General features: G+C 61.0%; 24 protein-coding genes. 10 read left to right on the top strand and 14 right to left on the bottom strand.

All coding sequences use genetic code 11. The features are described 5' to 3' along the window. Positions 1 to 17: 17 nt before the first annotated feature. The 4 genes from GSQ92_RS24785 to GSQ92_RS24770 form a co-directional block, all read right to left on the bottom strand. Positions 18 to 935: a cyclase family protein gene (locus GSQ92_RS24785; protein WP_159014184.1), complete on the bottom strand. Its 918-nt coding sequence runs from the start codon at positions 933 to 935 to the stop codon at positions 18 to 20. Positions 936 to 977: 42 nt separating this feature from the next. Beyond that, on the bottom strand, positions 978 to 1,892 hold the full coding sequence (locus tag GSQ92_RS24780) for an SMP-30/gluconolactonase/LRE family protein (RefSeq protein ID WP_158801434.1): 915 nt from the start codon (positions 1,890 to 1,892) through the stop codon (positions 978 to 980). A gap of 58 nt (positions 1,893 to 1,950) precedes the next feature. Further along, positions 1,951 to 3,678, bottom strand: a complete 1,728-nt coding sequence (locus tag GSQ92_RS24775; protein ID WP_158801436.1) for a thiamine pyrophosphate-binding protein — start codon at positions 3,676 to 3,678, stop codon at positions 1,951 to 1,953. 76 nt (positions 3,679 to 3,754) lie between these two features. Further along, entirely contained in the window at positions 3,755 to 4,573 is an 819-nt protein-coding gene (locus GSQ92_RS24770) for an IclR family transcriptional regulator (protein WP_159014182.1), read from the bottom strand. Between the two features lie 126 nt (positions 4,574 to 4,699). Between GSQ92_RS24770 and GSQ92_RS24765 the strand changes: the two genes are divergently transcribed. Further along, the gene (locus GSQ92_RS24765) at positions 4,700 to 5,515 is read left to right on the top strand and encodes a hypothetical protein (protein WP_158801440.1); all 816 of its coding nucleotides are present in this window, start codon (positions 4,700 to 4,702) and stop codon (positions 5,513 to 5,515) included. Positions 5,516 to 6,181: 666 nt separating this feature from the next. Here GSQ92_RS24765 and GSQ92_RS24760 read toward each other — a convergent pair. Further along, positions 6,182 to 6,340 carry a hypothetical protein gene (locus GSQ92_RS24760; RefSeq protein ID WP_158801444.1) on the bottom strand — a complete coding sequence of 53 codons (159 nt, stop codon included), beginning with the start codon at positions 6,338 to 6,340 and terminating at the stop codon, positions 6,182 to 6,184. Positions 6,341 to 6,359: 19 nt separating this feature from the next. Between GSQ92_RS24760 and GSQ92_RS24755 the strand changes: the two genes are divergently transcribed. Then, on the top strand, positions 6,360 to 6,734 hold the full coding sequence (locus GSQ92_RS24755) for a LysR substrate-binding domain-containing protein (protein ID WP_158801446.1): 375 nt from the start codon (positions 6,360 to 6,362) through the stop codon (positions 6,732 to 6,734). A 135-nt stretch (positions 6,735 to 6,869) separates the two neighbouring features. Here GSQ92_RS24755 and GSQ92_RS24750 read toward each other — a convergent pair whose 3' ends face one another. After that, on the bottom strand, positions 6,870 to 7,430 hold the full coding sequence (locus GSQ92_RS24750; protein WP_174246615.1) for a cytochrome b: 561 nt from the start codon (positions 7,428 to 7,430) through the stop codon (positions 6,870 to 6,872). Positions 7,431 to 7,731: 301 nt separating this feature from the next. Beyond that, entirely contained in the window at positions 7,732 to 9,060 is a 1,329-nt protein-coding gene (locus GSQ92_RS24745) for an amidase (protein ID WP_254065471.1), read from the bottom strand. Between the two features lie 171 nt (positions 9,061 to 9,231). Between GSQ92_RS24745 and GSQ92_RS24740 the strand changes: the two genes are divergently transcribed. Then, the gene (locus tag GSQ92_RS24740; protein WP_254065472.1) at positions 9,232 to 9,798 is read left to right on the top strand and encodes a TetR/AcrR family transcriptional regulator; all 567 of its coding nucleotides are present in this window, start codon (positions 9,232 to 9,234) and stop codon (positions 9,796 to 9,798) included. 136 nt (positions 9,799 to 9,934) lie between these two features. Further along, positions 9,935 to 11,200: a serine protease gene (locus GSQ92_RS24735; RefSeq protein WP_158801450.1), complete on the top strand. Its 1,266-nt coding sequence runs from the start codon at positions 9,935 to 9,937 to the stop codon at positions 11,198 to 11,200. Positions 11,201 to 11,343: 143 nt separating this feature from the next. Here the strand turns inward: GSQ92_RS24735 and GSQ92_RS24730 are convergent, their stop codons facing one another. Then, the gene (locus GSQ92_RS24730) at positions 11,344 to 12,249 is read right to left on the bottom strand and encodes an ROK family protein (RefSeq protein WP_159014180.1); all 906 of its coding nucleotides are present in this window, start codon (positions 12,247 to 12,249) and stop codon (positions 11,344 to 11,346) included. A gap of 417 nt (positions 12,250 to 12,666) precedes the next feature. Between GSQ92_RS24730 and GSQ92_RS24725 the strand changes: the two genes are divergently transcribed. The 5 genes from GSQ92_RS24725 to GSQ92_RS24705 are packed head-to-tail and all read left to right on the top strand — an operon-like array spanning position 12,667 to position 18,278. Beyond that, the gene (locus tag GSQ92_RS24725; protein ID WP_158801454.1) at positions 12,667 to 13,965 is read left to right on the top strand and encodes an extracellular solute-binding protein; all 1,299 of its coding nucleotides are present in this window, start codon (positions 12,667 to 12,669) and stop codon (positions 13,963 to 13,965) included. Next, entirely contained in the window at positions 13,962 to 14,933 is a 972-nt protein-coding gene (locus GSQ92_RS24720; RefSeq protein WP_216849891.1) for a carbohydrate ABC transporter permease, read from the top strand. The genes GSQ92_RS24725 and GSQ92_RS24720 overlap by 4 nt, the downstream gene beginning before the upstream one ends. Further along, entirely contained in the window at positions 14,930 to 15,778 is an 849-nt protein-coding gene (locus GSQ92_RS24715; RefSeq protein WP_158801456.1) for a carbohydrate ABC transporter permease, read from the top strand. The genes GSQ92_RS24720 and GSQ92_RS24715 overlap by 4 nt, the downstream gene beginning before the upstream one ends. Before the next feature lie 5 nt (positions 15,779 to 15,783). After that, on the top strand, positions 15,784 to 16,869 hold the full coding sequence (locus GSQ92_RS24710; protein WP_158801458.1) for an ABC transporter ATP-binding protein: 1,086 nt from the start codon (positions 15,784 to 15,786) through the stop codon (positions 16,867 to 16,869). 38 nt (positions 16,870 to 16,907) lie between these two features. Then, entirely contained in the window at positions 16,908 to 18,278 is a 1,371-nt protein-coding gene (locus GSQ92_RS24705; RefSeq protein ID WP_158801460.1) for an aminotransferase, read from the top strand. A gap of 430 nt (positions 18,279 to 18,708) precedes the next feature. Here GSQ92_RS24705 and GSQ92_RS24700 read toward each other — a convergent pair whose 3' ends face one another. The 6 genes from GSQ92_RS24700 to GSQ92_RS24675 all read right to left on the bottom strand — a co-directional run bounded on the left by GSQ92_RS24700 (position 18,709) and on the right by GSQ92_RS24675 (position 23,667). Continuing rightward, positions 18,709 to 19,140: a VOC family protein gene (locus GSQ92_RS24700; protein ID WP_216849892.1), complete on the bottom strand. Its 432-nt coding sequence runs from the start codon at positions 19,138 to 19,140 to the stop codon at positions 18,709 to 18,711. 188 nt (positions 19,141 to 19,328) lie between these two features. Beyond that, the gene (locus tag GSQ92_RS24695; protein ID WP_158801464.1) at positions 19,329 to 20,381 is read right to left on the bottom strand and encodes a dipeptidase; all 1,053 of its coding nucleotides are present in this window, start codon (positions 20,379 to 20,381) and stop codon (positions 19,329 to 19,331) included. Between the two features lie 233 nt (positions 20,382 to 20,614). After that, complete coding sequence (locus GSQ92_RS24690; protein WP_216849893.1) at positions 20,615 to 21,541, bottom strand: class I SAM-dependent methyltransferase; 927 nt, start codon at positions 21,539 to 21,541, stop codon at positions 20,615 to 20,617. Positions 21,542 to 21,778: 237 nt separating this feature from the next. After that, positions 21,779 to 22,084 (bottom strand): response regulator, encoded by a 306-nt coding sequence (locus GSQ92_RS31870; protein WP_371418588.1) that lies wholly within the window; start codon positions 22,082 to 22,084, stop codon positions 21,779 to 21,781. Positions 22,085 to 22,366: 282 nt separating this feature from the next. Further along, positions 22,367 to 23,077, bottom strand: a complete 711-nt coding sequence (locus tag GSQ92_RS24680; RefSeq protein ID WP_158802431.1) for an anti-sigma factor domain-containing protein — start codon at positions 23,075 to 23,077, stop codon at positions 22,367 to 22,369. After that, on the bottom strand, positions 23,074 to 23,667 hold the full coding sequence (locus GSQ92_RS24675) for a sigma-70 family RNA polymerase sigma factor (protein WP_158802432.1): 594 nt from the start codon (positions 23,665 to 23,667) through the stop codon (positions 23,074 to 23,076). Before GSQ92_RS24675 ends, GSQ92_RS24680 begins: the two co-directional genes overlap by 4 nt. Positions 23,668 to 23,866: 199 nt before the next feature. Here GSQ92_RS24675 and GSQ92_RS24670 point away from each other — a divergent pair, with 199 nt between their 5' ends. Then, on the top strand, positions 23,867 to 24,934 hold the full coding sequence (locus GSQ92_RS24670; RefSeq protein WP_159014178.1) for a hypothetical protein: 1,068 nt from the start codon (positions 23,867 to 23,869) through the stop codon (positions 24,932 to 24,934). Positions 24,935 to 25,347 lie beyond the last annotated feature (413 nt).

The raw sequence follows: 25,347 nt of genomic DNA, 5'->3' as shown, positions 1-25,347 counted from the left end.
ACCCACACCCACAAGCGTCACACCATCGCCATGGCATTGGCCGGCGAGCCCACGCCGCCACGCAAGTTGAGCGGCGAGGACACGAAGAAGCAGGTTTGCACGCCGCTCCGCGCGCATTCCTCCGCAAGGCTGTCGAGGTCGAACAGCTCGCCCAAGACCAGTCCGAGACGAGCGATGGCAAGATGCAGACTCGGTTTACCCTCATGAATGGGCCAAGTCTCGACCGTGACACAGTCGGACGCGACGGCCGCCACTCCGCTATCCCACAGAAATTCCCACATCGCGCTGTCGGCGGCGAGACCCGAATAGGTCCGATTGCGGAACAGGGCGTCACGCTCCGCTCCATCCTGCGCCGCGCGGAAAGCCTCAACCCATCCCGTGCGAACCAGTAGCACATCGCCACGCCCCAGGACCGTACCGGTCTGCTCCAATGCCGCCACGAGGTCGGCCGCCGAAGCGGTTAGGCTGCCCATTGAGGACCAGGCACGACCGATGCGAGCGAAATAACGAGGAAGATCGACCATCACCCCGCGCGTTGCGATCCCGAACCGCACATAATGCTCGATCCCGAGCTTCGTGCCCTCGCGCTGCGTAATCTCCTCCGGTCGCACGCCGTTGTAAAAGCCGTGGATCGGATCGCCGATGTGGCAGAGTCCATCCCATTGCGTCGATCCCTGCGGATATAGTCCATCGACCCGGTCGTCCCGGACGGTGAGCCCCGCAAGGCTGGCGCAGATCAGGGTTTGCGCCGGTGCGGTGCGGTGCCGATGCGCAAGCGGCCCAACCTCGCCGAGCGGGACATGCAGCGGCAGGTTAAGATTGAAGCGCAGGCCGCGCCGTACGAGCGCCGCTGCCGCTGCCGTGGTCTCGGCGTCGATGTTGTTGAGTGTGCCGAGCTGATCCTCGGCGCCCCACACGCCCCAGGCGAGAGGCAAGCCGGTCGCCCGGCCGGGGCAGATCCGCGAATGCTGGAACGCTCATCGATGCGAGAACATCGGCTTTCCCTCTACAGGAAGTTTGGCGCGCAAGATGGTTCCCGTCTCGGATTCGGTGACGAACAGACTGCGGCCGTCCGCGCCGCCATAGGCGAGATTGGTCGTGAGCCGTCCGGTGCAGGATCTGATACGCCAGAGCGGTTCTCCAAAGGGATCGAAGATCCAGACGGAACCGAGGCCGGCATGCGCAACCGCGAGATTTCCGGCTGCATCCACCGCCAGCCCATCCGGGCCGCCAAGCCCGCCGGAAAGCTGGATGAAGAGGCCCACCTTGGTCGTCGTGCCATCCGGCAGAAGCGGAATCCGCCAGATGCAATTCCCGCGAGTCACCGCGACCAGCAGCGCGGTCCCAGCCGCATCTGTCACCAAACCATTGGGGCTCGGCACAGTGTCGATCAGCTTGTCGAGCCGCCCGTCCGCGGTCAGCCGATAGACCCTCCCCGTGGCATCCTGCAGACCCGTCTGGCCCTGATCGGTGAAATACAAATCGCCATTGGCGGCGAAGAACAGGTCGTTGATGCCCTTGAAGTGTTCCGACCACCGGCCGTGGAGAATCGGCGTCACGCTGCCCTTCTCGGCATCGAGCAACATGAGCCCGTTCCGGTAATCCGCGACAAAGATGCGCCCGTCGCGGTGAATCTTCAGCCCGTTCGGCTCGCCGTCGTATTCGGCGACCAGATCGAACCTTCCATCCGGCGATACGCGGAAGATCCGCCCATGGGCGATATCGACAACATAAAGATTGCCGTCCCGATCGAAGGACGGGCCTTCCAGGAAAGAGTGCACGGCGGCACCGCCGCGATTCGCCTCCGTCCATCGGCTGGATCTCGGCTGCCTGTAGATCGCGGGCAGTTCCGCGAAGACCTCAGTTTCCAGGGAGGGAGGCGCCGCGAACATCGGTCAGATCTCCCCAAGCGCCGGTGCGACGCAGCGCCGTTTCCGCGGATCCGCGCCCTCAGGCGACACGGTCACCAGGGCGAATCTGCATCGCACGGCTATCCGCCGCAGGCAGCATTTGCGCCGGATCGCGCGTCACAACGACGTCGATCACCGTAGGACCATCGCCACGCAATGACTGTGCCAAAGCCCCGGCCAGCTCCCCCGGCTGCGTCACTCGCAGCCCGCGGCAGCCGAAGGCACGCGCGACTTCCGCGTAGTTGGTCTCCGCGAGGTCGGAGGCATGGTAGGAGCCGGCGCCGTACATCAGGTGCTGCAACGCCTTCACGTAGCCGGAGGCCGCGTTGTTGACGATGATGATCGTGATCGGCAAGCCCAGCCGCCGGACTGTCTCCAGCTCCCCCGCCATCATGTTGAACCCGCCATCGCCGGTGAGAGCGACGACAGGTCTGCCGGGCGCCCCCAGCGCGGCACCGATCGCGCCGGGCAGGCCGTAGCCGATGGAAGCAAAGCCACGATCCGGAACGAAACCCCGGCCGGGCTGCTTGGTGTCAAACAGCAACCCGCCCCAATGCGCCGCGAAGCCACCATCGGCGACCAGGATGCCGTCGCCCGGCAGCGCCCGGTTGAGCTCGCCCATCAGTCGGCCCATGCCGATCGGAATCTCTTCAGATTCGTAGCGCGGCGCCGCGAGCCGCCGCCAATCCTCCATCCGTTTCGCAATCTCGGCGGCGTAGCTCCTCTGGCGCTCCCGAACGCGAGGTGCGTCTGCCTTCAGGGACTCCCGCAAATCCCGCAGGGTCTCCCGTGCATCGCCCCAAAGCGCCATTTCCGGCGAAAGGGTGCGGCCGATCTCCTCGGCAACGATGTCGATATGGATCACGCGCGCCGTCGCCGGCGGCAGCACGTAGCGCTTGGTGGCGATCTCGCCGAGCTTGCAGCCGACCACGAGCAGAAGATCGGCCTCGGCGATCAGACCATTCGCGATCCGGTCGTAGCGGCCGAACAGCCCGGCACTCAGCGGATCCGTGCAGGCGATCGCGCCTTTGCCCGTCAGGGTATGGGCGACCGGCAGGTTCAGCAGCTCCGCAAAGCGAGAAACCTCCGCCGCCGCACCGCTGAGATGCACGCCGCCCCCGGCCAGCAGCAACGGACGCTTCGCCTCGGCGAGACGGCGCGCCGCCTTTGCCAAGGTCGTTGCATCCGGCCGCATTCGCAGCGCGGGCGCCGCCTGATAAATCGGATCCGCCACGAAGGCCTCGGGCTCGTAGCCGCAACGCGCGTGGCAGATGTCTTCCGGGATCGAGACGACGACCGGGCCCGGCCGGCCGCTGGTCGCAATGGCGAAGGCCCGGCGCACGAGTTCCGGGATCCGCTGCATCGACTCGACGCGCAGCACCTCCTTCGCCGCGGGGCGCAGGATGTCGAGCTGCCGGGCCTCCTGCGTCATGTTCTTGCCGGCGTGGTCGCGATGGGCATCACCGATGATCGCAACCATCGGGGAGCCCGCATTCAGCGCCTCGACCAGGCCGGTGACGAGATTCGTGGCACCCGGGCCAAGGGTCGCGTCCACCAGGCCGACACGGCCGGAGACCTTCGCGTAGGCATCGGCGATGAATGCCGCCGCCCGCTCGTCGTTGATCAGGTAGTGGTCGAGCCCGAGCCGCCGCGCCGCGTCGTAGAAGGGCAGAAGCTGGAAGCCGCCCATGCCGAACATCGGGCCGCCGCCATGCGCTATGATCGAGCGAGCGATCGCCTCGCCGCCTGTCATTTCATTGTCGGTCATCTCTGGACGCACCGCAGGTCTCCGGTGCCAGGGTTGGGGCCGCCATTATTCAAAACCCGTCTCCCGACCTGCGATTCTAGCGGTGCCGTGCTGGCAGCAGCTGCCGCAGGCCGGCGGAGCCGAGACCTTGGGTCAGGCGCCCGAGTTCCTCGGACAGGGCCCGCGCCTCCGTCCGCAGCAGGGCCGCGATATTCTCGCGCCGCTCCGGTAGCATCCGGCTGTCGATCGCGGCGACGCTGAGCGCCACCACCGGCTCACCGTGATCGCCGGTCACCGCGACGCCGACCGCGCTCATGCCCGCCAGGATCCGCCCGTTGTTGAAGGCGTAGCCCTGCCGGCGGGTTTGGGCCACGAGCTCGTGCAGCGTCGTCGCGTCGAAGCCGGCATAGGCTTCGAGCCGAGCGTGATTAGCGGAAACAGTGGTCTCGATCTCCGCATCGGTCAGGCAGGCCAGCAGAGCGAGACTACCGGCACCGACCCCAAGCGGCCGGCGGTCACCGACTGAAAGAGTGAGCGTGCGGATGGGAAAGCTTCCCTCCCGGCGATCGATGCAGAGCGATTCCGCATTGCTGCGCACCGAGAGGAAGACGGTGTCCGAGGTCCGCTCGGCCAGGCGGTCAAGGATTGGCTGGATAAGATCGACGAGACCCCGGCGGCTCGCCGCCTTGGTTCCGAAGGCGAAGAGATCCCAGCCGAGATGAAACAGTCCCGTGGCTTCTTGCTCGATCAACCCCGCCGTCACCATCGCGGCCAATAGCCGATGGGTCGTGGAGCGGGAGAGGCCGGTCGCTGCGGCGATATCAGAAGAACGGCTGCCGCTCGGGTCGCCTGCGGCGACCGCCCGCAAGATCGCGGTGGCGCGCTCGATGCTCTGGTTCCGGGCCGGATCGTCCACTGAGTGGAATTCCATTTCCAACAGGTGCGACAAGACCTACCATCCCGGCCGCTGGCTGCCAAATCCTTTCGCAACTTTGATCAAGCGGGCCGCGCCGCCGCCGCCGCCGCGCAGGAGTAAGCGCCATTGGTCGATAACGAGCCCCGCATCCTCACGCTTCATAGCGTGACGTCGCTTGGCCCGGGGGCGGCGGGAAGCGTGGTCGTCGCAGGATCACATGGCGGTGTTTATGCTGCGGCTGTGGCGGCCGAATTCGGCTTGCGCGGGATTATCCTGAACGATGCTGGCATCGGCCTCGATGAAGCCGGCATCGCGGGCCTCGCCTTGCTCGACACGCATGGCCTGGCAGCAGCCGCAGTCAGCCATAGTTCCGCGCGGATCGGCGACGCCACCGATATGCGGGCGCGCGGCATCGTCAGCACCGTGAACCAGACCGCCGCCCGTCTCGGCTGCCGCCCCGGCCGCTCGGCGGAATGGACAGCGGAGCAGATGCTACGGGCCAAGCCGGCGCCCCCTGCCCGGCTCGACCTGTCCGAGGCACGAAGCCTGCTACTGCCCGGCGTGACCCCCGTCTGGGGGCTCGATTCGAATTCTCTTGTTGCGGCTTCGGACATCGGAAGCATCGTGGTGACCGGCTCGCACGGCGGACTACTCGGCGGAATGCCAGCAACCGCCATCAAGTTTCCTGTCCGAGCGGCGGTCTACAACGATGCCGGAGGCGGAATCGATCGGGCCGGCCTAGGCCGCCTGCCCGCCCTCTCGGCGCTTGGAATAGCCGCAGCCACCGTCTCCGCGGCAACGGCTCGCATCGGCGAGGCTCGCTCGACCTGGGAGACCGGGATCATCTCCGTGGTCAACGACACGGCACTGGCGGCAGGTGCGCGAATCGGCGAGGGCGTGCCTAGTTTCGTCTCGCGGCTCATGCAAAGCCATTCAAGCTGAGTGACGATCTATCTTTCGAATAGAAATAACGTCACCATTGGCAAGCGGATATCCAGCTGGGGGATGTTCAGGATCGATATTTATTTTATGCTTTGGCTGAAATGATTTGATTTCCCCAGGGGTCCTCAAACGAAGCTTTCTGACTTGTCTCCAGCGCAATCGAATGCAAGCCCGACATATTTGGATTACGCTGGACGGCACCTGCACTCTCCCATGTGTAGAAGGCGAAGTGATGATGATAGCCGTCCCACAACATGAAACTTGCCTGCGGACCACTTCTCGTGACCGCAAGATTCAGTGTCTCCGCATAGTAACGAGCCGCAGCTTGCACGGCGCCGGCCCGGAGGTGGACATGGCCAATGCCAATCCGCGCTGGTGCCTTCCAAGCTCCCCACGCATCCGTTGTGGCGCTCCGGATTAGTCCGACGGCCCTGCGGTTTTGCAGTCATCCGGCACGGCATTCGGACAGTGCGGCAACGTCAGAAAGGTCTGGTCATAACGGCCAAGCAGAACCATTGTGGCTTCGCGTTCTACCAATTCCAATCCGATGATGTCTTGGTAGAACCGGCCGACCCGCTCGAGCTGTCTCACGCGTAGCGTGACCCCAGAGATTCGGCTCCTCAAGTTTTCGTCAGCGTCGATTTCGCTTCTTGGATACTCATGTCCCTAGATCCTAACAGCGGGATCGACAGACGGTTGCGCCGATTGCAGCCGCTGGCGCCGCTGGCCATAACCCTGGATCTGCGGGATGACGTCAGTCGTCAGCAACTCGACGACCTCCGCGACCTTACTGAAGACAAGGCCACCTATGTCGGTCTGTGCCATGAAACGCTGATGCCCGAAGATGTGCGCCGCGCCGAGTTATCTTGCGGCGCACAGAGCGCCCAAGAATGCGGCCGATCTCGCGGCGCACGCCTGCCTGCATAACACCTTGTCGAGTACGACCAGCGCGGACCGCTGGCATTTCGGCAAGGATGGCAAAACGACCGTGCCGGTTAGAGGGCCGTTGGGGGCGAATAACGGGGAAGCATTGCGCAACGCGGCCATTGCTGGGCTGGGCATGATTTACCAGCCCTTTTTTCTCATCGCCGAAGCTCTGAGGAATGGGGAAGTGGTCGAAGTAGCTTTGGACCTTCCACCGCCGCCCGACCTCGGAATTTATGTGATGTATCCACAGAGCGGCAGGGTCGCCCCGAAAGGCCGCGCGACGATGCAATAGCTGGTGGCACGGTTCAGGGGACAGGCTCCCTGGGACATCCGACCACAACCCACGGAATCAGCAAAAGCCAGAACCGACCAGTTGGCACCGCGGAAGCCGCGGGCAAAACCCAACAATGCGCGATGAGTTCCTGCCTTACGATTTCTGTTTAGGCAGCATGCGCTCCAAGGTACCGTCTTTCTTCACGGCAACATGCCACACCGTGGCGCTGACATGGAGGATGACCAACGCGTAGACCAGCCATTGACCTACAACGACATGGAGCTGGAACCCAAAGTCCGACAGTTCCTGCGTCTTTGGCAAGCCCGGTAAATTAAATAGCCAGTAGAAGCCGACTGGAAAACCACCCGTGGCATTCATTAAGTACCCACTGACGGGCATCCCTATCAGAATCACGTAGAGCAACGAATGTGACGCACGAGCCGCAAGCCTGTCCCAGCGAGCGAAGCCCTGAGGCAAAGGCGGTGCGGGATGGCGAGACCGCCAAATCAAACGGACGACGATGATCATCAGAATTGTGATTCCGATTGACTCGTGCAGGGTGAACAACTGGCCTGCGATATGGGCTGTTGAAGGCATATTGACCATCACCCATGCTAAGGGAACCGTAAGAAACACCAGCAATGCGGTGATCCAATGCAGGGCCTGAGCAACCGGCGTAAAGCGGGCAAATGCAATTTGGGATGGATCGGTCATGACTCTCCAGCTTTCGGCGATTCCGTTGCATATTGGTGATGTCGAGAAGCCTTTCAGATCGTATTTAGCAACAAGCGCCGGCCAGCGGACGGAACAGCAGAGCCACCGGATTCGAATAGTGGACCTTCGCTTTCAACCGGCAGCCTCAAAAACACAACTTTGCTCAAAAGCGCTTCTTGTAGCTGAGTGACCTTTACAAGGCAGCACTACCAAATATCGATGAGCGACCTGCGTATCGACGCTCACCCTTCGTGTTTCGATGCTCCTTCCAAAGGGGCGGTAGGACCCCGCCCCTGTGGCGTTAGAGGGCGGGGTGAAGGTTACGGACGGGGCTTATCTCCTCGAGGAGCGAGGCGACCCTAAGTACTGTCGATTCCGCCAACCAGGAAGAGACGATTTGCACGCCAATTGGAAGGCCGTCGTGGCTTGTTCCGAATCGCATCGACAGGGCCGGCATGCCGGTCAGGCTGAACGGTGATGTGGCACTCATCACGTGGAACGGGGAAACCGTTTCGCCAGCGATCGCGAGGTCTGCGAGGCCATGCTTGGTCGCCGGGAACGGGGTCACCGGGCAGAGCAGCGCATCATATCGCTGGAAATAGTCGGCGAAGCTGTCGCGGAGGCGCTCCACCGCCTGCTCGGCAGCGACAAAGTCGGCTATTGGGGTGTCAGGTGTGTCGAGGACCAATTTGGCATGCCTAAAGATCTGGGCCTCGTGGCCGGCGGTGACCTTCTCAAACTCGGGCCGGGCTTCCATCTGTTGGAGCTGCCAGAGGACGTTGTTGGCATCGGTCTGCTCGAGCACGGGTAACCGGACCTCTTCAACGTGGCAGCCGGCATTACCCAGCGCATAAGCCGCTGCCTTTACGGTCGCGACCACCTCTGGATCGGTCGGTCCGAAGAAACCCGGAGAGGCTAGCCAGCCCACACGAATCTGACGGGTCGGTTTCGTGCCCACCCCTGTATCGAAGCTCGGCGAGCTGATTGAGAAGCCGTCGGCGCCGTCGGGGCCCGCCATCAAAGAATAAGCGAGCGCCACATCGCGAATCGAACGTGCCATCGGACCGATGTGCCAGACGCGACGCGGCACCCGGGGCCAGTGGCCTGTCATCGGCATTCGACCATGAGTAGCTTTAAATCCGACGATACCGGTATGCGCTGCCGGGCCGCGCAATGAGATCGACAGATCACTGCCCACGCCGAGTGGCGACATGCCTGCTGCGATGGCAGCGGATTCACCACCGCTCGACCCGCCCGGGGTGTAATCGAGGTTCCACGGGTTGTTCGTTTGGCCAGTCAGCAAATTGTCCGTTTCGATCGAGTAAGAGAATTCCGGCGGGTTCGTCTTTGCGATGAGGATGGCGCCGGCGGCCTTCAGCCTAGCTACGACAGTGGCATCGGTACCGGGCACGCGTCCTTTAAAGATCGGCGAACCGCGCTGTGTCAGCACGCCCGCCGTGTCGATTCCATCCTTGACCGTGAACGGAACGCCATGGAGCGGACCCAATCGAGCGTCCGGCTTGACCGCTGCCTCGGCTTTTTTGGCAGCGTCCAGTGAGCCATCGGCCACCGTCACAATGGCATTCACCCTGGGATTGACCTCGGCAATGCGATCGAGATGCGCCTGCATGACCTCAACGGGCGAAAGCTCCCGTTTGGCGATGAGTTCGGCGATGTGACTAGCATCCATGTGGATTATATCGTTCACAGTTTTGGTTCTACCTGTCGATTGGTAGGCAGGTCATCTACCTTTACATTTCGACTGTCAACCCCTACCTACCAATTGGTAGGAATCGGATGGATGAAGATGAGCGAGAATGCGAGAGAGTCGATCCTTGAGGCGGCGAGACGGACGGCCCAGGCACATGGTTATGGTGGGCTGAACTTTCGCGAAATCGGGGCTGAGGTCGGCATCAAGGCCGCAAGCATTTACCACCACTTCCCCAGCAAGGCTGATTTAGGTGCAGCAGTGGCGAAACGCTACTGGCAGGACACGGCTGCAAATCTTGAAGCTCTTTCACGGGCGAACGGCGATCCGCGAGAGGCCTTCCAGGCCTATCCAGGACTTTTTCGCCGATCGCTCGAGGAGGATAATCGAATGTGCCTCTGCAGTTTTATGGCGGCCGAATATGATGATCTGCCGGACACCGTGAAGGCTGAGGTGCAGGCTTTCGCCGATGTTAACGTCGCGTGGCTTACCAGGATGCTCGCCGCTGCTTCCGTTCCCGCCAGCAAGCGTGAAACAAGGGCTCGCGCGATCTTCGCCGCCGTTGCGGGCGCGCAATTGATGGCGCGGAGCCGCGCAGACCTAAAACTTTTCGATGCGCTGATCGATAGCTTTCGCGAGTCCGGCTTGATCCCGCCCTGAAAGTTCCGCAGACCTTGGAGCGGGTCTGGTTCTCGGCTCATTAAAGGCCCGCGGCACGCCCCCGGGTTGGAACCCGTCTCAACTCGTGCCACATTGCTTTCGCGTTCCAATAGCGTGAACAACGCAGGGAAGTCCCATGTCCTTCAGTTCTTCTCAGTACCCTTATGATACTGTGGTCGAGATTACCGACACTATTGGCCAGGATGAATTTCAGGGATCGGGTGTCCTTATCGCACCGAACGCGGTTCTAACAGCGGCGCATGTTGTTTGGAGCACCAATGTCGGCTCCGCCTCGAATATCGAAGTAACGCCGGGCGCTAACGATGGCACCGCGCCTTTTGGCTCCAGTGCCGTGGTGGGAGGAACCTTCAATAAAGTCTATGACCCGTCGGACCTAATATCGGAACAGCAGTCGCAGCTGGACTTCGCCCTTTTAGTGCTTGCAACCCCGTTCACGAACATCGGTAAGATGACAATCGACCCGGATTACGCAGGGGGGATTGTCAATGTTACAGGCTATCCGGCATCCGCTGGCGGCGTATTGGTGAACAGTGTTCAGGCCGTGACGCAGGACCCACACTACGCGCTGCTCGTCGGCAGCTCTCTGGGAGAGGGTTCGAGTGGTGGGCCAGTCTGGGTTGAAGGCCCGGGTAACGTGCCGGAGGTCGTTGGCCTAGTCTCGTCCGGCGACGGGGCACAAGGCATTTTCGTGCAGCTGACTTCTGCCGACTTAACCGAGATCCAGGAATGGGAGGCGGCGGACGGAGTGGAGCTCCCTTCGACTCCTAGCCCGGAGCCCAGCATGCCGGCGACTCCTGCCGCAAGCACGCTCCCGGTATCATCTCCGATAGTTCTATTCACTCAGATGGACTCGACGCAGAATGAGGCAACGACGAATATTACGTCCGATTCCTATAGCGGCCCCCTGAGCTTCCTGTCTCATACCGATGCCTATTCCTATAACGGGTCCGATAGCGTGAAGATTGCCGCGGTGAATGCGGCCGACCCGCTTGTGGCCACCGGCTCCGGTAACGACCTCCTCATCGGTTCAAGCGTCGGAACGAGCGTGCTCGACGCCGGGAGCGGGTTGAACATCGATCAGGATGGTGGGAATGGTCACACAACCTTCGTTCAGAACGGATACGTGCCTGGAGCGACCTGGGACTTCTTGCAGAATTTCCATGGGGCTGATGAAGACATCATGTTCGGCTACATCCCGGGTCTATCGGCATTAGCGCTCACCGCGAGCGCCGGTTTGGGCGCGGTCACCGGCGCTACGGTTACCCTCTCCCCGGGCAACGGAAGTCGTGAAGAGGTGACCTTCGCCGGCACCTCCCTCTCGGCGCTTCATGGCGTTAGTGCCGACATTGGAGGCGTGCCCAGCTTGGTACTGTGGACGTGAATCAACGGTCCCGGCAGTGCGGATGCCTGGAGCCGTTGCCTGTCGGGGATGCGCGCGACGAGTGAGGTTCCGGGCGGCGGCTTCAGATCGTAGCCGGTATTTCTTCAATACTGAGGAGGACGCTGCGCCGACACGAACTGTGCTCAAACTTCGTACTCGGGCCGTGCTTGGACGCGCTGAAGATAGTCAGGATTAAGTGAGGCCGCGACGGCAAGTGCGGCCGCGCCGATAGCTGCCGCGTCCTGACCAAGAGCCGCGCGGCGCAGCCTAGTCTGCTGCGAGTGGCTGCTATTCACGGAGATTGGTAGAGGCAGTATTCGCGCCATGAACAGGTCAAGCAGCCACGACGGGAAGTCGCCGCCAAGATAAATTGCCTCTGGGTTGAACAGGTTCTCGATCAGGTTAATGCCGAGCCGTAGGGGCCCGATTGCTTCCGCGAGCCATTCCTCAACAAGCGTGTCTCCGGGCCCCACGCACCTTTCGAACTCTTCCATCGAACTTAAAATCACGCCGTTTCGCCTAAAATGATGCAGAGCCGAGTCGAGTGAAATATAGGTTTCCAAACAACCGTGCTTGCCGCAGATGCATTCGTGGCCCTCTGGCCTCACGACGACATGCGCGATTTCTCCCGCATTGCCATCTTCGCCGCCTACGAGCCTGCCGTTGACGACTAGGCCTGTACCTATTCCATTGCCGATAAAGACATACACGAAGTTCTCGTGGCCCTTTGCCACGCCGAAACGCCACTCAGCCATGGCGGCACCTGTTCCGTCATTGGCAAGCATCACCGGCATTCTCAGGTCTGCTTCCAGCGCTGCCCGGACTGCAACTCCGTCCCATCCCGGCAGGCGTGTCGGTGAGAGTCCTGCCACGCCGAAAGGGCCAGGCATCACGAGTCCCATTCCCATCAGACGCGATCGATCGATCTTGCCTTTTTTCAGCAGTCCCTTGATCTGGCGGGCGATGGTCCTGAGGGTCCGGAGCTGATCAGAAGTGTCAAGCGCCCAGACTTCCCGATGGCGGACGCCGCCGATGAGATCGGTCAGCACAACCGTGGCCCGGCCGTAATCGAGGTGGAGGCCAAGGGTGAAGGCGCCTTCCGGATTGAGGTCGAGCGGCGTCGATGGTTTGCCTACGCCGCCAGTTCGCAGCGCGCCCTCACGGATAAGTCCCAGCCCGTCCAGTTCGTCGACCAGGCTCGAAACGCTGGGCTTAGACAAGGTAGTTAGGCGCGCGATGTCAGAACGGGAAAGCGGACCGTGCAGCCGGATCGTCTCGAATACTACCCAGAGGTTGACTAGTTTCCCGTGGCTTACATTGGTCGCACGCAGGGACATCAGCGGGTCCTAAAATTTGTAAGTCGCTTTAACAAATACGCTTGACGTAGCAAAGCCGCCGCGCCCATCCTGAGCCCAACAAGAACGCCAGTTGTCGCCGCTATCCAACCCCTTCAACAGGAGATGGCTATGAGTGATGACTCTCTTTTGCTTTCCCGCCGCACTCTGTTGCACGGCGCGGCAGGGGTAGCCGCCGCCGGGGTCCTCTCTGAATTCGGGGTCAGAACTGGCTATGCGGCAGATACCGGGCTCGACGTCTTTGCGCCCCTCCCGCCTGACCCCTCACCCCCAGGCGCTGCAAAGTTTTCCGAAGCGGCTTTTGCCGCCTGGCAGAAAGCGAACGATGCTCGCGTAAAATATGAATTGCTGGCCTGGCCTCAGCTCCATGACCGTATGGCGACCGCCTTTGCGTCCGGCACGTCGGACTGGGACCTCGTCTACATGTGCGGCTGGGTACCGGAATTCATAGATTCGATTGTGCCCTATGCTGACACGCTGCCGGCGAGCACCACGGCCGATATGCCGCCGTCGAGCTTCAAGACGGTGACCTGGGACGGCAAGCGCTATGGCGCCGTCTTCACGCTCTCGCTGCTCACGCTGTTCTATAACACCGAGCATCTGGAGATCGCCGGGCTCAAGGGACCTCCCCAGACCTGGGACGATCTCAAACGCTACACAAAGGAACTGACGCGCGACGGCCGCTACGGCTGGGTGCTTGATTACGGCGACTCTGCCGGCATCGGCGGCACGACCTCATATTGGATGTGCTTTCTGCAGCAGGCTGGCGGGACGATGTACAATAAAGATGGCACGCCCGCCTTCAACTCGGATGCGGGTGTCATGGCCCTCCAGATGATGCTGGATCTGATGAAGCTCGGAACCGACCCTGGATCGATTTCCTATGCCGGGATCAACGACGCTACGAACGTACTCCTCTCGGGTCGCGCATCGATGATGATGAATTGGCCCTATATGTGGAAGCCCGCCCAGGATCCGAAGCAGTCCAAGATCATCGGCAAGTTGGGGGGCGCTGTGTTGCCCGCGGGCCCCGCGGGCACCGCTTCGATCGATGGCACCGACGCATGGACCGTCACCGCCTCCTGTAAGAACCCCGATCTCGCCACCAAGCTGGTTGATTTCTACCTGAGTCCGGAGGTGCAGAAGCGCCAGGCGATCGACACAGGCTGGCTTCCAATTCGCATCTCGGTGCTGTCGGATCCCGAGGTGCAGAAAGCGCTTCCTAACGCCGCCGTGGTGCTGGAGCAGGCGAAGCACCCATACGACAGCTTCGTGACTCAGAACTACAATCAGATTACCCAGGCAATCGGGACCGAGATCCAGAAAGCGTTGCAGGGACGCCAAACGGCAAAAATTGCCATGGCGAACGCCAGTGACCTCGTCGCAAAAATTGTCAAGCAGAATCAGTGATCACTGCGAAGCTGGCTGTCGTTCGGCCTGACGCGCCATCGCGGGCCCCTCTTGCCGGCCCCCCTGTTTCCGGCACTTTTGAGCAGCGGCGCAGGGGTGTCGGCATCCTGTTTGTGACACCGGCACTCCTGATACTCGCTGCCATCCTCGGCTATCCCATTCTGCGATCGCTCATTCTGGCCATGCAGCATGTGCGGCTCGCTTCCGGGCATATGCATGTGCATTGGATAGGATGGGATAACTATATCGACCTGATTTCAGACGGCAGCTTCGCACTGGCTTTGCGCAACACCATTCTTTTTTCACTAGGCGAGGTCATTCTCGTAACCACTATAGGCCTGGGAGCGGCCTTGCTCTTGAACCACCGCTTTGGCCGCCACGGAATTCTGCGCATATTACTCATCATTCCATGGGCCATCGCGCCGGTCGCCAACGCTGTTTTATGGAAGTGGATCCTCAACGCGAATTACGGTGTCCTGAATGCCGTTCTTAAGTCGCTTGGGCTGATCGACCACTACGTGGTGTGGCTGGGACAGCCGGTGAGGGCTCTGACGCTTCTGCTGCTTGTCGACGTCTGGAAATCTGTGCCGTTCATCGCGCTGCTATTCCTAGCCGGGCTTCAGCGCATCCCGAAAATCCTCTACCGTGCCGCAATTCTGGACGGTGCCAGTGGCTGGCAGCGCTTCCGCTTCGTGACGCTACCAAGCCTCCGCAGCACGATCACCATCGTGGTCGTACTACAGACGATCTGGTCTCTGCGTGTTTTCGACTTGGTGTTCGTGCTGACGCGTGGTGGCCCGGCGGACGGCACCGTCCTTCTCAACTTCCTAGCCTATCGGGTAACGTTCAACTTCCTCAACATTGGCTCGGGAGCGGCCATCGCGAACGTCATTTTCGCGATGAGCTTCGTGCTAGCGTTATTGTATATATGGCTGCTGCAGCCGTCCCGGAAGGGCACTACGGCATGAGCCTGCTCCGTTCGTCCTTCGGCCCGCGCGTGGCCGATGCTGGTGTAATCGTGGGGCTTGCCGTCTTCGTGACCTGGTCAATAGCCCCGATTGCTTGGCTGCTGCTGTCGAGTATCCTGCCGCAGCTGTCCCTGATCGATCAGCCCCCCGATATCTCTTTCGTGCACTGGACCTTGGACAACTACATCACTGTCATGGGTTCAGCCGCGACGCTCGGCCGCGGCATGCTAAATTCCTTCATCGTCGCCGCCTTCACGACAGCTGTGGCGCTCGCCCTTGGTGCGCCGGCGGCCTATGCGCTGGCGCGGCTTTCGGTACCGCGCTCGGGCGCCGTTGTACTGCTAATCCTGGCGACTCAGATGCTGCCCGCCATTGCAATAGCAATCCCGCTCTTCATCGTGATCAGCCGCCTTGGGTTAATCGATACGCGTTTCGCGCTGATCGTGGTCTACCTGTCGTTCAACCTGCCCATCGTAATCTGGATTCTCAGAGGTTTCTTCCTCGGCGTTCCTGCCGGCTTGGAGCGGGCTGCGGCGGTAGACGGTGCCGGACTTATCCGCACCTTCTGGATGATCGTGCTGCCAATCTCCATTCCGCCGCTCTGCGCCGCCGCCGTATTCGCCTTTATCGAATCCTGGAACGAGTTCTTCTTCGCGCTGATATTGACACGACAGAATGCGCAGACCGTGCCTCTTGTGATTGCCGCCTTTGCAGGTCAGTACCAGACAGTGTTCGGCCAGATGATGGCCGCCGCCGTTATCAGCGTCGCGCCTGTCATCCTGCTCGCGATCCTCTTCCGCAACCATATCGTGCGCGGCTTCGCCGATGGCATGCTGAAGGGATAGTTGTGATGCCCCATGTTGAACTCGAGGCTATCGGCAAATCTTACGGACCTGTCACCGTGTGCCATGACGTCAATCTCTCCATTGAGCAAGGAGAGTTTGTGACTCTTCTCGGTGCCTCGGGCTGCGGGAAGACGACCACCCTCAACCTCATAGCGGGCCTAGATGATCCGACGACCGGCGACATCCGGATGGAGGGCCGCCGCGTCAATGAACTTTCGCCTGTACAACGCGACATCGCCATGGTATTCCAGAACTATGCGCTCTATCCGCATATGTCGGTCGCGGAGAATATCGGCTTTACGCTGCGGGTCCGTGGGTTGCGCCGGCCGGAGATCCGTGCCCGGGTCGAAGAGGTCGCTGCCTCGCTCGAACTTAGCCATGTGCTGGATCGGCTGCCTGCCCAGCTCTCTGGCGGCCAGCAACAGCGGGTTGCCATCGGCCGCGCGCTGGTGCGGGAGCCGAAGGTCTTCCTCTTCGACGAGCCGTTCTCCAACCTCGACGCGTCGCTCCGTGTGCGGATGCGGGCGGAAGTAAAGGAACTGCATCAGCGCCTAGGAGTCACCTCCATTTTCGTGACGCACGACCAGGAGGAGGCGATGTCAATTTCCGACCGCATCGCGGTGATGAACCGGGGCCGGATCGAACAACTCGGGACGCCAGAGGAGATCTATGCGAGCCCGGCCAACCGATATGTTGCGACGTTCATCGGCAGTCCTCAGATCGAACTCTTCCAGGGCGTTCTCGCGCGCGCTAGCACCGGGGTATCGTTGCGGATTGGTGCCGAACTACTCGGACTCGCGCCTGGTCTCTACGCCGGTGCGCCGGACGGTACGAAGATTGATATCGGCATACGGGCTGAACATGTCCGCCTCGCGGATCATGGTATTCCTGCAACTGTGCGGTTGGTGCAGCCCGTAGGTCCCTCCACGCATGTTACGCTCGATTGGCAAGGCGGTACGATCACCGCCCGCCTGAACGGCTTTGCGCGTATCGAGCGAGGACAACTGGTGCATCTCGACCTCGACGCCCGGCATTTGCTGCTTTTCGACAGCAATACGGGCGGCCGTATAACGGCCAATGGACCTGGCTGAGCTTTCGTACCCCTTTGCACCCCAAGCCGGAGATTCAAATGGACACGCATCTTCCAAATTCGACATTCGCCCAGGATGTGAATTTCCACATCCATTCGCAGACCAACCCAACGGCATTCGAGACGGAGGGTCCAATTGTCATCACCTCCGGGGAAGGCGCAAGAATCCAGGATTCGGACGGCAATACCTACCTCGACGCCATGGCGGGCCTTTGGTGTGCCTCCCTGGGTTTTGCTAACGAACGGCTGACCAACGCAGCTTTCGCTCAGGGCAAGAAGCTCGGTTTTTATCACACATTCTATGGTCGCACGACGCAGGCTGCGGCGGCGCTAGCCGAGAAGCTCGTCGATATCACAGGCATGGCGGGCGGTCGTGCCTACTTCGTGACCTCAGGGTCCGAGGCCAACGAGACGATGGTCAAGCTTGCCTGGTTGTACCACACGGTCCGGGGCAAGCCGACAAAGCGGAAGGTGATCGCCCGGGATCGCGCCTTCCACGGCTCAACCATCGCCGCCGGCTCCATGTGCGGGCTTGATTTCATGCACCGCGAGTTCGGTCTGCCGATCCCTGGCTTCATTCACACGCTCGCCCCCCATCCCTATCGCGTGCAGCAACCCGATGAGGACGACAATGCTTTCGTGCAGCGCCTCTGCGACACCCTAGAGGCGCAGATCCTGGCGGAGGGGCCAGATAGCATTGCCGCCTTCATCGCCGAGCCGGTGATGGCGGGCGGAGGTATCGTCGTGCCTCCTGCAGATTATTTCGCAAGAATCAAAAACGTGCTCGACAAATACGACATTCTCACCTTGGGCGATGAGATCGTCTGCGGCTTTGCCCGCACAGGCAATTGGTTTGGGCGTGATACCGTTAGTATGCAACCTCATATGATGTCGCTGGCCAAGGGCCTTTCTTCTGGACACTTCCCAATTGCGGCTGTCGTCATCGCGCCCGAGATCTACGATGCGCTTGTGACCTTCAACAAAAATGGCGGCATGTTCGGCCATGGCTTCACCAACTCAGGCCACCCGGTCGGAGTCGCCGTCGCACTGGAAGCGATTGCCATCTATGAGGAGATGGATGTGGTGGCGCATGTCCGCAGCATGTCCACGCGGCTGCGTGGACATGTCGATCAACTCACCTCGTCTTCGATCGTGGGCGACATCCGCGGCGCCGGTCTCATGATTGGCGTTGAGATCGTACAGGACAAGGCGACCCGTGCGCCATTCTCACCCTCCATGAAAGTCGGACCGGCATTCGACCGCATTGCCTTCAAGAACGGCCTTATCGTTCGGTGCATGGGAGACACGCTCGGCATGTCGCCACCACTCATCATCCAAGAGGCAGAGGTCGACGAAATTGCGGAGAAGTTCTCAGCCAGCCTTAGGGAACTTGAGCGGAAAGTCACGTAGTCCTCTGCCAGGAGAAACCAGGGGCTGGTCCTGCCGAGCGCGCGCTCAAATTTTCCAGCCCAACTCGCCACAAGACTTTGATCCACTCATTGGTCGGGATTTGCCAACGATTGGCGCGCGAGATGGATGATTATCAGCTTCCGTTAGCTATTTCGACCGCCCGTATCTGGCGAAGGATGTAAGGGGTCGGATCAGTCCCGTCTGGACTGTCCTGCCGGACCAACTGATTGCCGTGGCTGCTATTGCTGGGAGCAAATCGATCCGGCGGTTTATGAACATGCAAGTCTCGTGCAAAAACCGATTGGGCGCCTGTGACGATGATCGTGCCGTTGGTGAGTTGGAGGAGATCGCGCATCGCGCCGGCCACTTCTGTGCGGATCGCACCGCCGGTGCAACCGCCGAAAACCAGATGCCTCACGGTTTCAGCGGATCATCCTCTATCAGGAAACACTGCCTTAATTGCGGGCCGTAAGCCGAGACCTTGCGAAAAACGCACAAGGTAGCCGTCTGGGTCTTGCACTAGAAACTGTTGGGAACCTACTTCGCTCGACCCCGCTCGATACCAGATCTCCTCCAAGCCAAGAAAAAGAGGCCACTGTGCGCTGAGCAAAGCGGCCAAAATCGGTTTGACGTCATTCACAGTGATCTGGAAATTGATGCCTCGGCCAAATGGCTGCTCCAGTGGGGCGGTGGTCCAGTGTCGGCCTGGCGCCATGGTCTCTTCCAGCATGATCTGACATCCAGAACGATCGAGGTAAGCAAATCGATCTTCAGGACGATCGTAAGCCACGACGAAACCGCACAGATCGCACCAGAAGTGCAAGCTTCTGTTCAGGTCGCTGACTAACAACTCTGGAACCATTGTAGCCCAGGTAAAGCCGATGGGCAGAGCACTTGAGGACATCTCCCCTAATAGGAGGTGCACCATCAAAGAGCAACGTGGTTCAACCTGCCCGATTTACCATAACAGGGCTTCTGCTACATCCCCGGAAGTCACTTTCCAGTCCCCGCGACAACCTGGAACTGCGTCAACCCTTCTTGCCCGGCTTCTCAATGCCAACAGCGCTCCAGGAGGGCAAGCCAATTGACATGACACAGCTTGGCAACCAGGTTCTCGTCGTAACCATGTTCATCCATTGCCGCGACCAAGCGCTTCAGCCCGCCGGCGTCTCCGATGGCGGCGGGCATGACGGCGCCATCAAAGTCTGAGCCTATTGCGACCCCGTCCGGCCCCAGGATGCTCAACAGGTGGTCCATGTGCCGGATGACAACGTCAAGCGGAGTCAGCGGATCATTGTGTCCGTCTGGTCGAAGGTCACAAACTGACAGGCTGACGCCGACCAGGCCGCCGCTATCCCGGATCACCCGTAGTTGGTCATCCGTAAGATTGCGCGGCACAGGACAAACCGCATGCGCGTTGGAATGCGTCGCTACCAGGGGCGCTCGGCTAGTGCGCGCTACGTCCCAGAACCCGGCGGCATTCAGATGCGACAGGTCCAACATGATGCCGCGCTCGTCGCAGGCCCGCACGAGTGCCAGCCCCGCTTCCGTCAGACCTGGCCCGATGGCCGGGCCACCTGGATATCGGAAGGGCACGCCCGTCCCGAAGCAGTTGCGCCGGCTCCAGACAGGGCCGATCGAGCGGACGCCGAGGCTGTAATAGTGTTCAAAGCCGTCGAGGTCTTCGCCGATTGCCTCAGCACCTTCGAGATGCAGCGTCATTGCCAGGACGCCATCATCCATGCAACGGCGAATCTCCGACACGCTCCGGCACAGCCTGACCTGGTCGAAGAGTTCGGTCACGATCCGGTCGGCGCAAGCGATCATCGCATCTGTGTGCGCCCGGGCATTCATGAGACTAAGCGGTTCGGGCATGGCCATAGTGTAGCCGCCATCGGTCAAGACGACGCCCGCATCCTCTTCGCCTGCCGAAGGCACGAAGCATGCGAATATCCCGCCGGCAAATCCGCCAGCCTTGGCCCGCACGATATCGAGATGGCCGTCGTCACCGCGATGCCGGAAAGCGGCGATTGGGTCAGCAAGCTGGAACAACCTAAGCAAGGCGTCGTTATGGCCGTCAAAGATTGGAATGTTCCGGCACATGGTTCAGTCCATTGTCAATACCAGAGGTTAATCGATTTGCACAACAGCCGCGAGGCCGCAGAGGATTAGGCGCGGCTATCTCTGGCTTTCACAACAAGTGCGATATCGCGAACATCACAGATACGATGGGAAGCGGACTATTGGGAGAATTGACCTTCATGAGTCAGACTGGGCGATCACATGCCGAGTCTCATGTTCCGATTGTGCTAGCGACGCCCATTCTGACTCGGATCCTAGGGCTTGTGGACTATGACCTTCAGGAATGTTGCTGGGATCACCGTTTTATTCGGTCCGCCTTGATTCTGAGCTTCGAATAGTTTGACCAGTTCGTTGCGTAGCTCATCGGATCGCCCTTCGTTGGCGGCCGCGGCGAAAGCGTTCATGGTCGGGCCATAGTAAAGCCGGAAAGCGTCGAGGAACTCCGCTGGCGGTCCTGGATATCGAAACACATAGTTCGCTCGTTCGCACGCAATCTGGTTAGGTGCGACGCCTGCTGCGCCGAACCGCTCCTGAACATTGGTCTGGACGCCCCAGGTGACCGGGCTGACGAAGCCTTCAGGTGGCGGGGCCGCGTAGGCCGCGCTGATCTTCAGAATTTGCGCCACCAGCGTGGGATCCCCGGGGATCCAATTGCCCATCGCTATCCGGCCGCCTGACTTGGTCACCCGCACCATCTCGCGCGCGACGTCGAACGGCCGTGGAGCAAACATCGCCCCGAACATGGTCACGACCAGATCAAACCGCCCGTCCGCGATGTCGCTGAGGTCCGATGCGTCACCTTCCTGGAACCGCAAATTGGCAAGACCTGCCTGTGCCGCGCGCGCATTGCCGGCGGCGACGAGGTTGCCCGCAATGTCGACCCCGAGCACATTCGCGCCTAGCTTAGCGGTCGGCACCGCTGTAGTGCCGTCGCCACAGCCCAGGTCAAGTACTTCCATGCCGCTGGTCACGCCGAGATCTTGAACCAACTCCTCACCACTGTCGCGCATCGTTGCTGCGATCTGAGTGAAGTCACCCTTCTCCCAAAGTGCTTTGTTCGGATTCATCGCGACACCTCCTACCGTACAAGAAACGATAAAACACGTGTATGGAATACCACACGCCGGAATTTCCTGATACGATGAAGCGCGCGCATATTTCCGATCGAGTAAGCCACACAAAACCCTGAAGTCGCCAGACCGTGAATACCGCAGTGCAATTCGGGCGGCATAGTTTTAGTGAGGCCGGGGGGGGGCCGACAGCCTGCTGTGGTGGGCGCCCAGGGCGCGACTGGTGACTATGCCGGACTGCGAGGCAGAAGCGAGAAACCGCTCACCCGTCTATCGCCTTCGGCGTCCAGGTTCGTCCCTCTCTATCGCGTATTATGAAGCCCCTGGGCGCCGAACCTCAATTGCTTGCTAGGCGGCCAGCCGCCGAATGCTACTGACAATATCTCGCGACCTATAGGGCTTTGCGAAGAACATAGCCGCAGGATCAAACCCCTTGAGGCGATCTTGGACCTGCGGCGCAAAGCCGGAGACTATGATCAAGATGATCGGAGGGTGATGGGTTCTGGCGTGCAATGCGACGTGGATGCCGTCCATTTGACCGGGCATTTGCACATCGGTGAACAACACATCGAAGAACTCTGGCCCTACCAAGCGAAGGGCGGCGGCGTCGCCGCTGGAGGCTTCTTCGACGTCGAAGCCTTCATCTCGGAGCATCTCCGCTGCCACTATGCGGATCAGGGGCTCGTCTTCAACGAGCAAGATGCGTAGGGCCTCCACGTGACTTCCCCTTGGATCCGTAAATGTGTCAATCGCGCAGGCGCTGATTTGTATCAAAGGGGGCATGGCGCGGCATCGCCATACACGAGAGCGGCATAATTCCTCAGAACGGGACATATTGGGCGGTGCCCAGCCCCCGGCAGGTCTCCCGTAGGGCATCACCCTACCGTGACTTGCCAGTCTGCGAACCGCGCGTAAGCCCCGACGCGTCAGCCGATTCTAGAAGCGGGTCGCCGCCAGGACACCGAGGAACAGGGTCTGACCGGGAATCGTCGCGGCACCCGGCGTCGCAAGATCGCTGGTAATCATGACGGTCGTAACGTCACTCGGCAGGCCGCCGAAGCGCAGAGCCCCGCCCGTGGCAGGTATCTCTCCCAGCAGTTGAGGCGCCTTCGCCTCGAGGGGCTTGGCCCAAAGGTCTAACCGGCGGCCTGGCGGGACCGGGAGTGTTGAGCGCGGGCTTACATAGATACGGTCAGATGCCGTCACGGCCACCCGCACGGCTTCACCCGTCGTGCCCTGGGGCAGCATCAGCCCAACCGCAATCGGCATCGTCGCTTCCACGCGCCAGAGGAGCAGCGCGGCGCAGACCGCGACGACGCCGGCGCCGATGGCCCCCGCACGCCAGAAGGAGAGACGGCGTGCAAGACTGGTCGCCCAGTCTCGCGCTTCAGACCTGCGGGAAGGCGGGGCGTGCACGACCCGATCCTCCAGCGTCGCTTCGATCCGATCCCAAAGATGAGCGGCAGGAGGTCTCGGCGAGTCCAGCTCAGCGAGCGGCTCGAACTCCTGCTGCCAGCCGGCAATCTCTTCTGCCAACGCCGGATCACGGTTTGCGAGCCGCTCGACCGCGCGACGGCGCTCGTCAGGCAGCATCCCCAGAACATATTCCGCTGCAAGCAGGGTCCGGTTTTCGCGCTTGTCAGTCATTGGTCGAGGCACCGTCGCAAAGCGAGCAGCCCCCGCCGGAGCAAAGACTTCGCTGTTCCCAAAGGCATAGCGAACCGCTTCGAAAGCTCGGCGTGGGAATAGCCTTCGCAGAAGGCCAGCAAGATCATGCGTCTCGTGCGCGGTTCGAGCCGTTCGAGGCACTCCGCGAGCGGCCTCCTGTCGTTGGCTCGCAAGGTGGCAAGAGTGGCAGCCGCCTCATCCTCGGCCTGTCCGGCCTGGCCGCCCATCACCGGCTCGCGGCGGCGGCCACGCATCATTTCCATGGCGGCAAACCGCGTCACCATTGTCAGAAAGGCGGCGCCAGACCCCCGCTCCCGATCGAAGCGATGAGGGGCAACCATGAGGCGCACGAACACGTCGTGCAGCACATCATCTGCCAGCATGCCGTCGCCCGTGATGCGGATGGCCAAGGCACGCAGTCGCGGCGCCTGTCGGTCGTAGATCTCGCGGAGAGAAGCGCGATCGCCATCGAAGCAGCGCAGCAGCAAAACCGTCAGCTCGTCGGTCTCGTCCCTGAACGAGTCAGCCCGGCCAGTCACCTCCGGGGCGATGCCGTCCGGTCCCGCCACGCTACGTACCCGGTCTATCAAAGCTGAAGTCTTTTCACATAAACGTGAGGCCGCATCCAAACAGACGCTCTCAACCCGAGAGAGATCGGAAGGTCCGAGCTGGCATTCCGGGCCGTTAGTGACCCGGTCATCGGCTGATCATCATCGCCGGTTCGTTCTCGGTTCCCAAGCAACAAGACGAGCAACCCCAGGAGTTCTCATGTCGATCACGACCAACAACCCCTTTGGCTATCTACTGTCGAGCTTGAACGAGCAGCCTATTCTCACCGGAAAGACATCCGTTTACCTCACTTCGGCTGGAACCTTAACGTCGCTTGGGGTGAGTGTCGAACAGCTTGGCACCGCGACTGTGACATCCTCCGGCGGTACGCCGGTCGCGAACTTCCCGATCACTGGGGGAACACGTGATCTTCTCAACGGCGGAGAAGTCGTCACGCATCAGGGGAGCGGTCTCGAACTGAAAGACAGCACTGGCACCGTCGGGCTGACCGACTTCACGGTCGATACGCAGAACGGAGTGATTGACGCCAATGTGACCCTAGACGGAGAGCTGGCCGGCAACCTGCCTGTCTTTGACCTCGGTTCAGGAGTATTCGGCCCGACCCTCACCCTCACCTCGGCCGCCGCCGGGGCAGTAGATCAGACCCTGGGCACCAGCGCCATAACGTCATCCACAACGATCGGAACCGCCATCGTTTCGCCTCTCATCAACCCATATTCAATTGGAACCCCCTCGCTGCAGTTCATTTCGCCAATGCCGCCGCCCCCACTTGGGGGAACAGCGCCCATCGTCGGCGGCGACACGGCGGTTACCTTGGGATCTGCTTCGACGCTCGCCGAGCTTGGAGTGGCCGTCAAGACGCTGGGTTTTGCCAGTCTGGATCTTAGCGGGCTGCTGCCCGTGGCGAACTTTCCGATTACCGGTGGCTCCGAAAACGCGGCAGGCGACCTTATTCTGCATCAGGGTAGTGGCCTAGCGCTCGGGAATCTGGTGGGCATGGTCAGCCTAAGCGACTTCTTCATCGATACGCGGAACGACGTCGTGGACGCTAACGTCTCGCTTAACGGGAAGTCCGCAGGCAATTTGGCCGTCTTCAACCTTGGGACAAAAGGAGCGCTCACGCTGACAGCGGGTGCGGCCGCCGCGGTCGATAAGACGCTCGGCCTCGGTACGGCGATCACATCGATGACGCCGATCGGAAACGCCACCCCAGGAGTAATCGCGGGGCCACCCACATTCGACGCGGGGCTCGGGCATAACGCGTGATCGTCATGCGAAGGATGTCGTAGTAGCTGGGTCACCTTCATCAGGCACAACCTAAGCCGGCCCAATTGTTCGAGGATCATCCGGCCTCTGCGAGCAGAGAAGCGAAGCCCCGCCCCTCATCGGGCGGGGCTTCGTAGTCGCAACTGGAGCTGGTCAGTCTACTCTTCAAAGCCCTACCCTCATTCAGCGCCCACATTTGCTTCAGACAGTCGTCAGCATCGCGCAAGCATTCAGCAGCGGCCGCCATGTTCCCTGACGGCCTTTCTTTGCGCGGGTGCCTCGCCTCTACACGCGACTCGTTTCGTGGTCATCGGCCTGCGTTCGCATCAACCATGATGCGGTGTCGGTTGATCGGTGATAGGTTTGAGAGCGTTTCGGCGGCTCTGTTGTCATCGGCAGGGGAGGTCTGCTTG

Origin of the sequence: Acidisoma sp. S159 (genome assembly GCF_009766125.1) — a bacterium.
In the GTDB taxonomy this organism is placed as follows: Bacteria; Pseudomonadota; Alphaproteobacteria; order Acetobacterales; family Acetobacteraceae; genus Acidisoma.
This window is presented reverse-complemented; position numbering and strand designations above follow the sequence as displayed.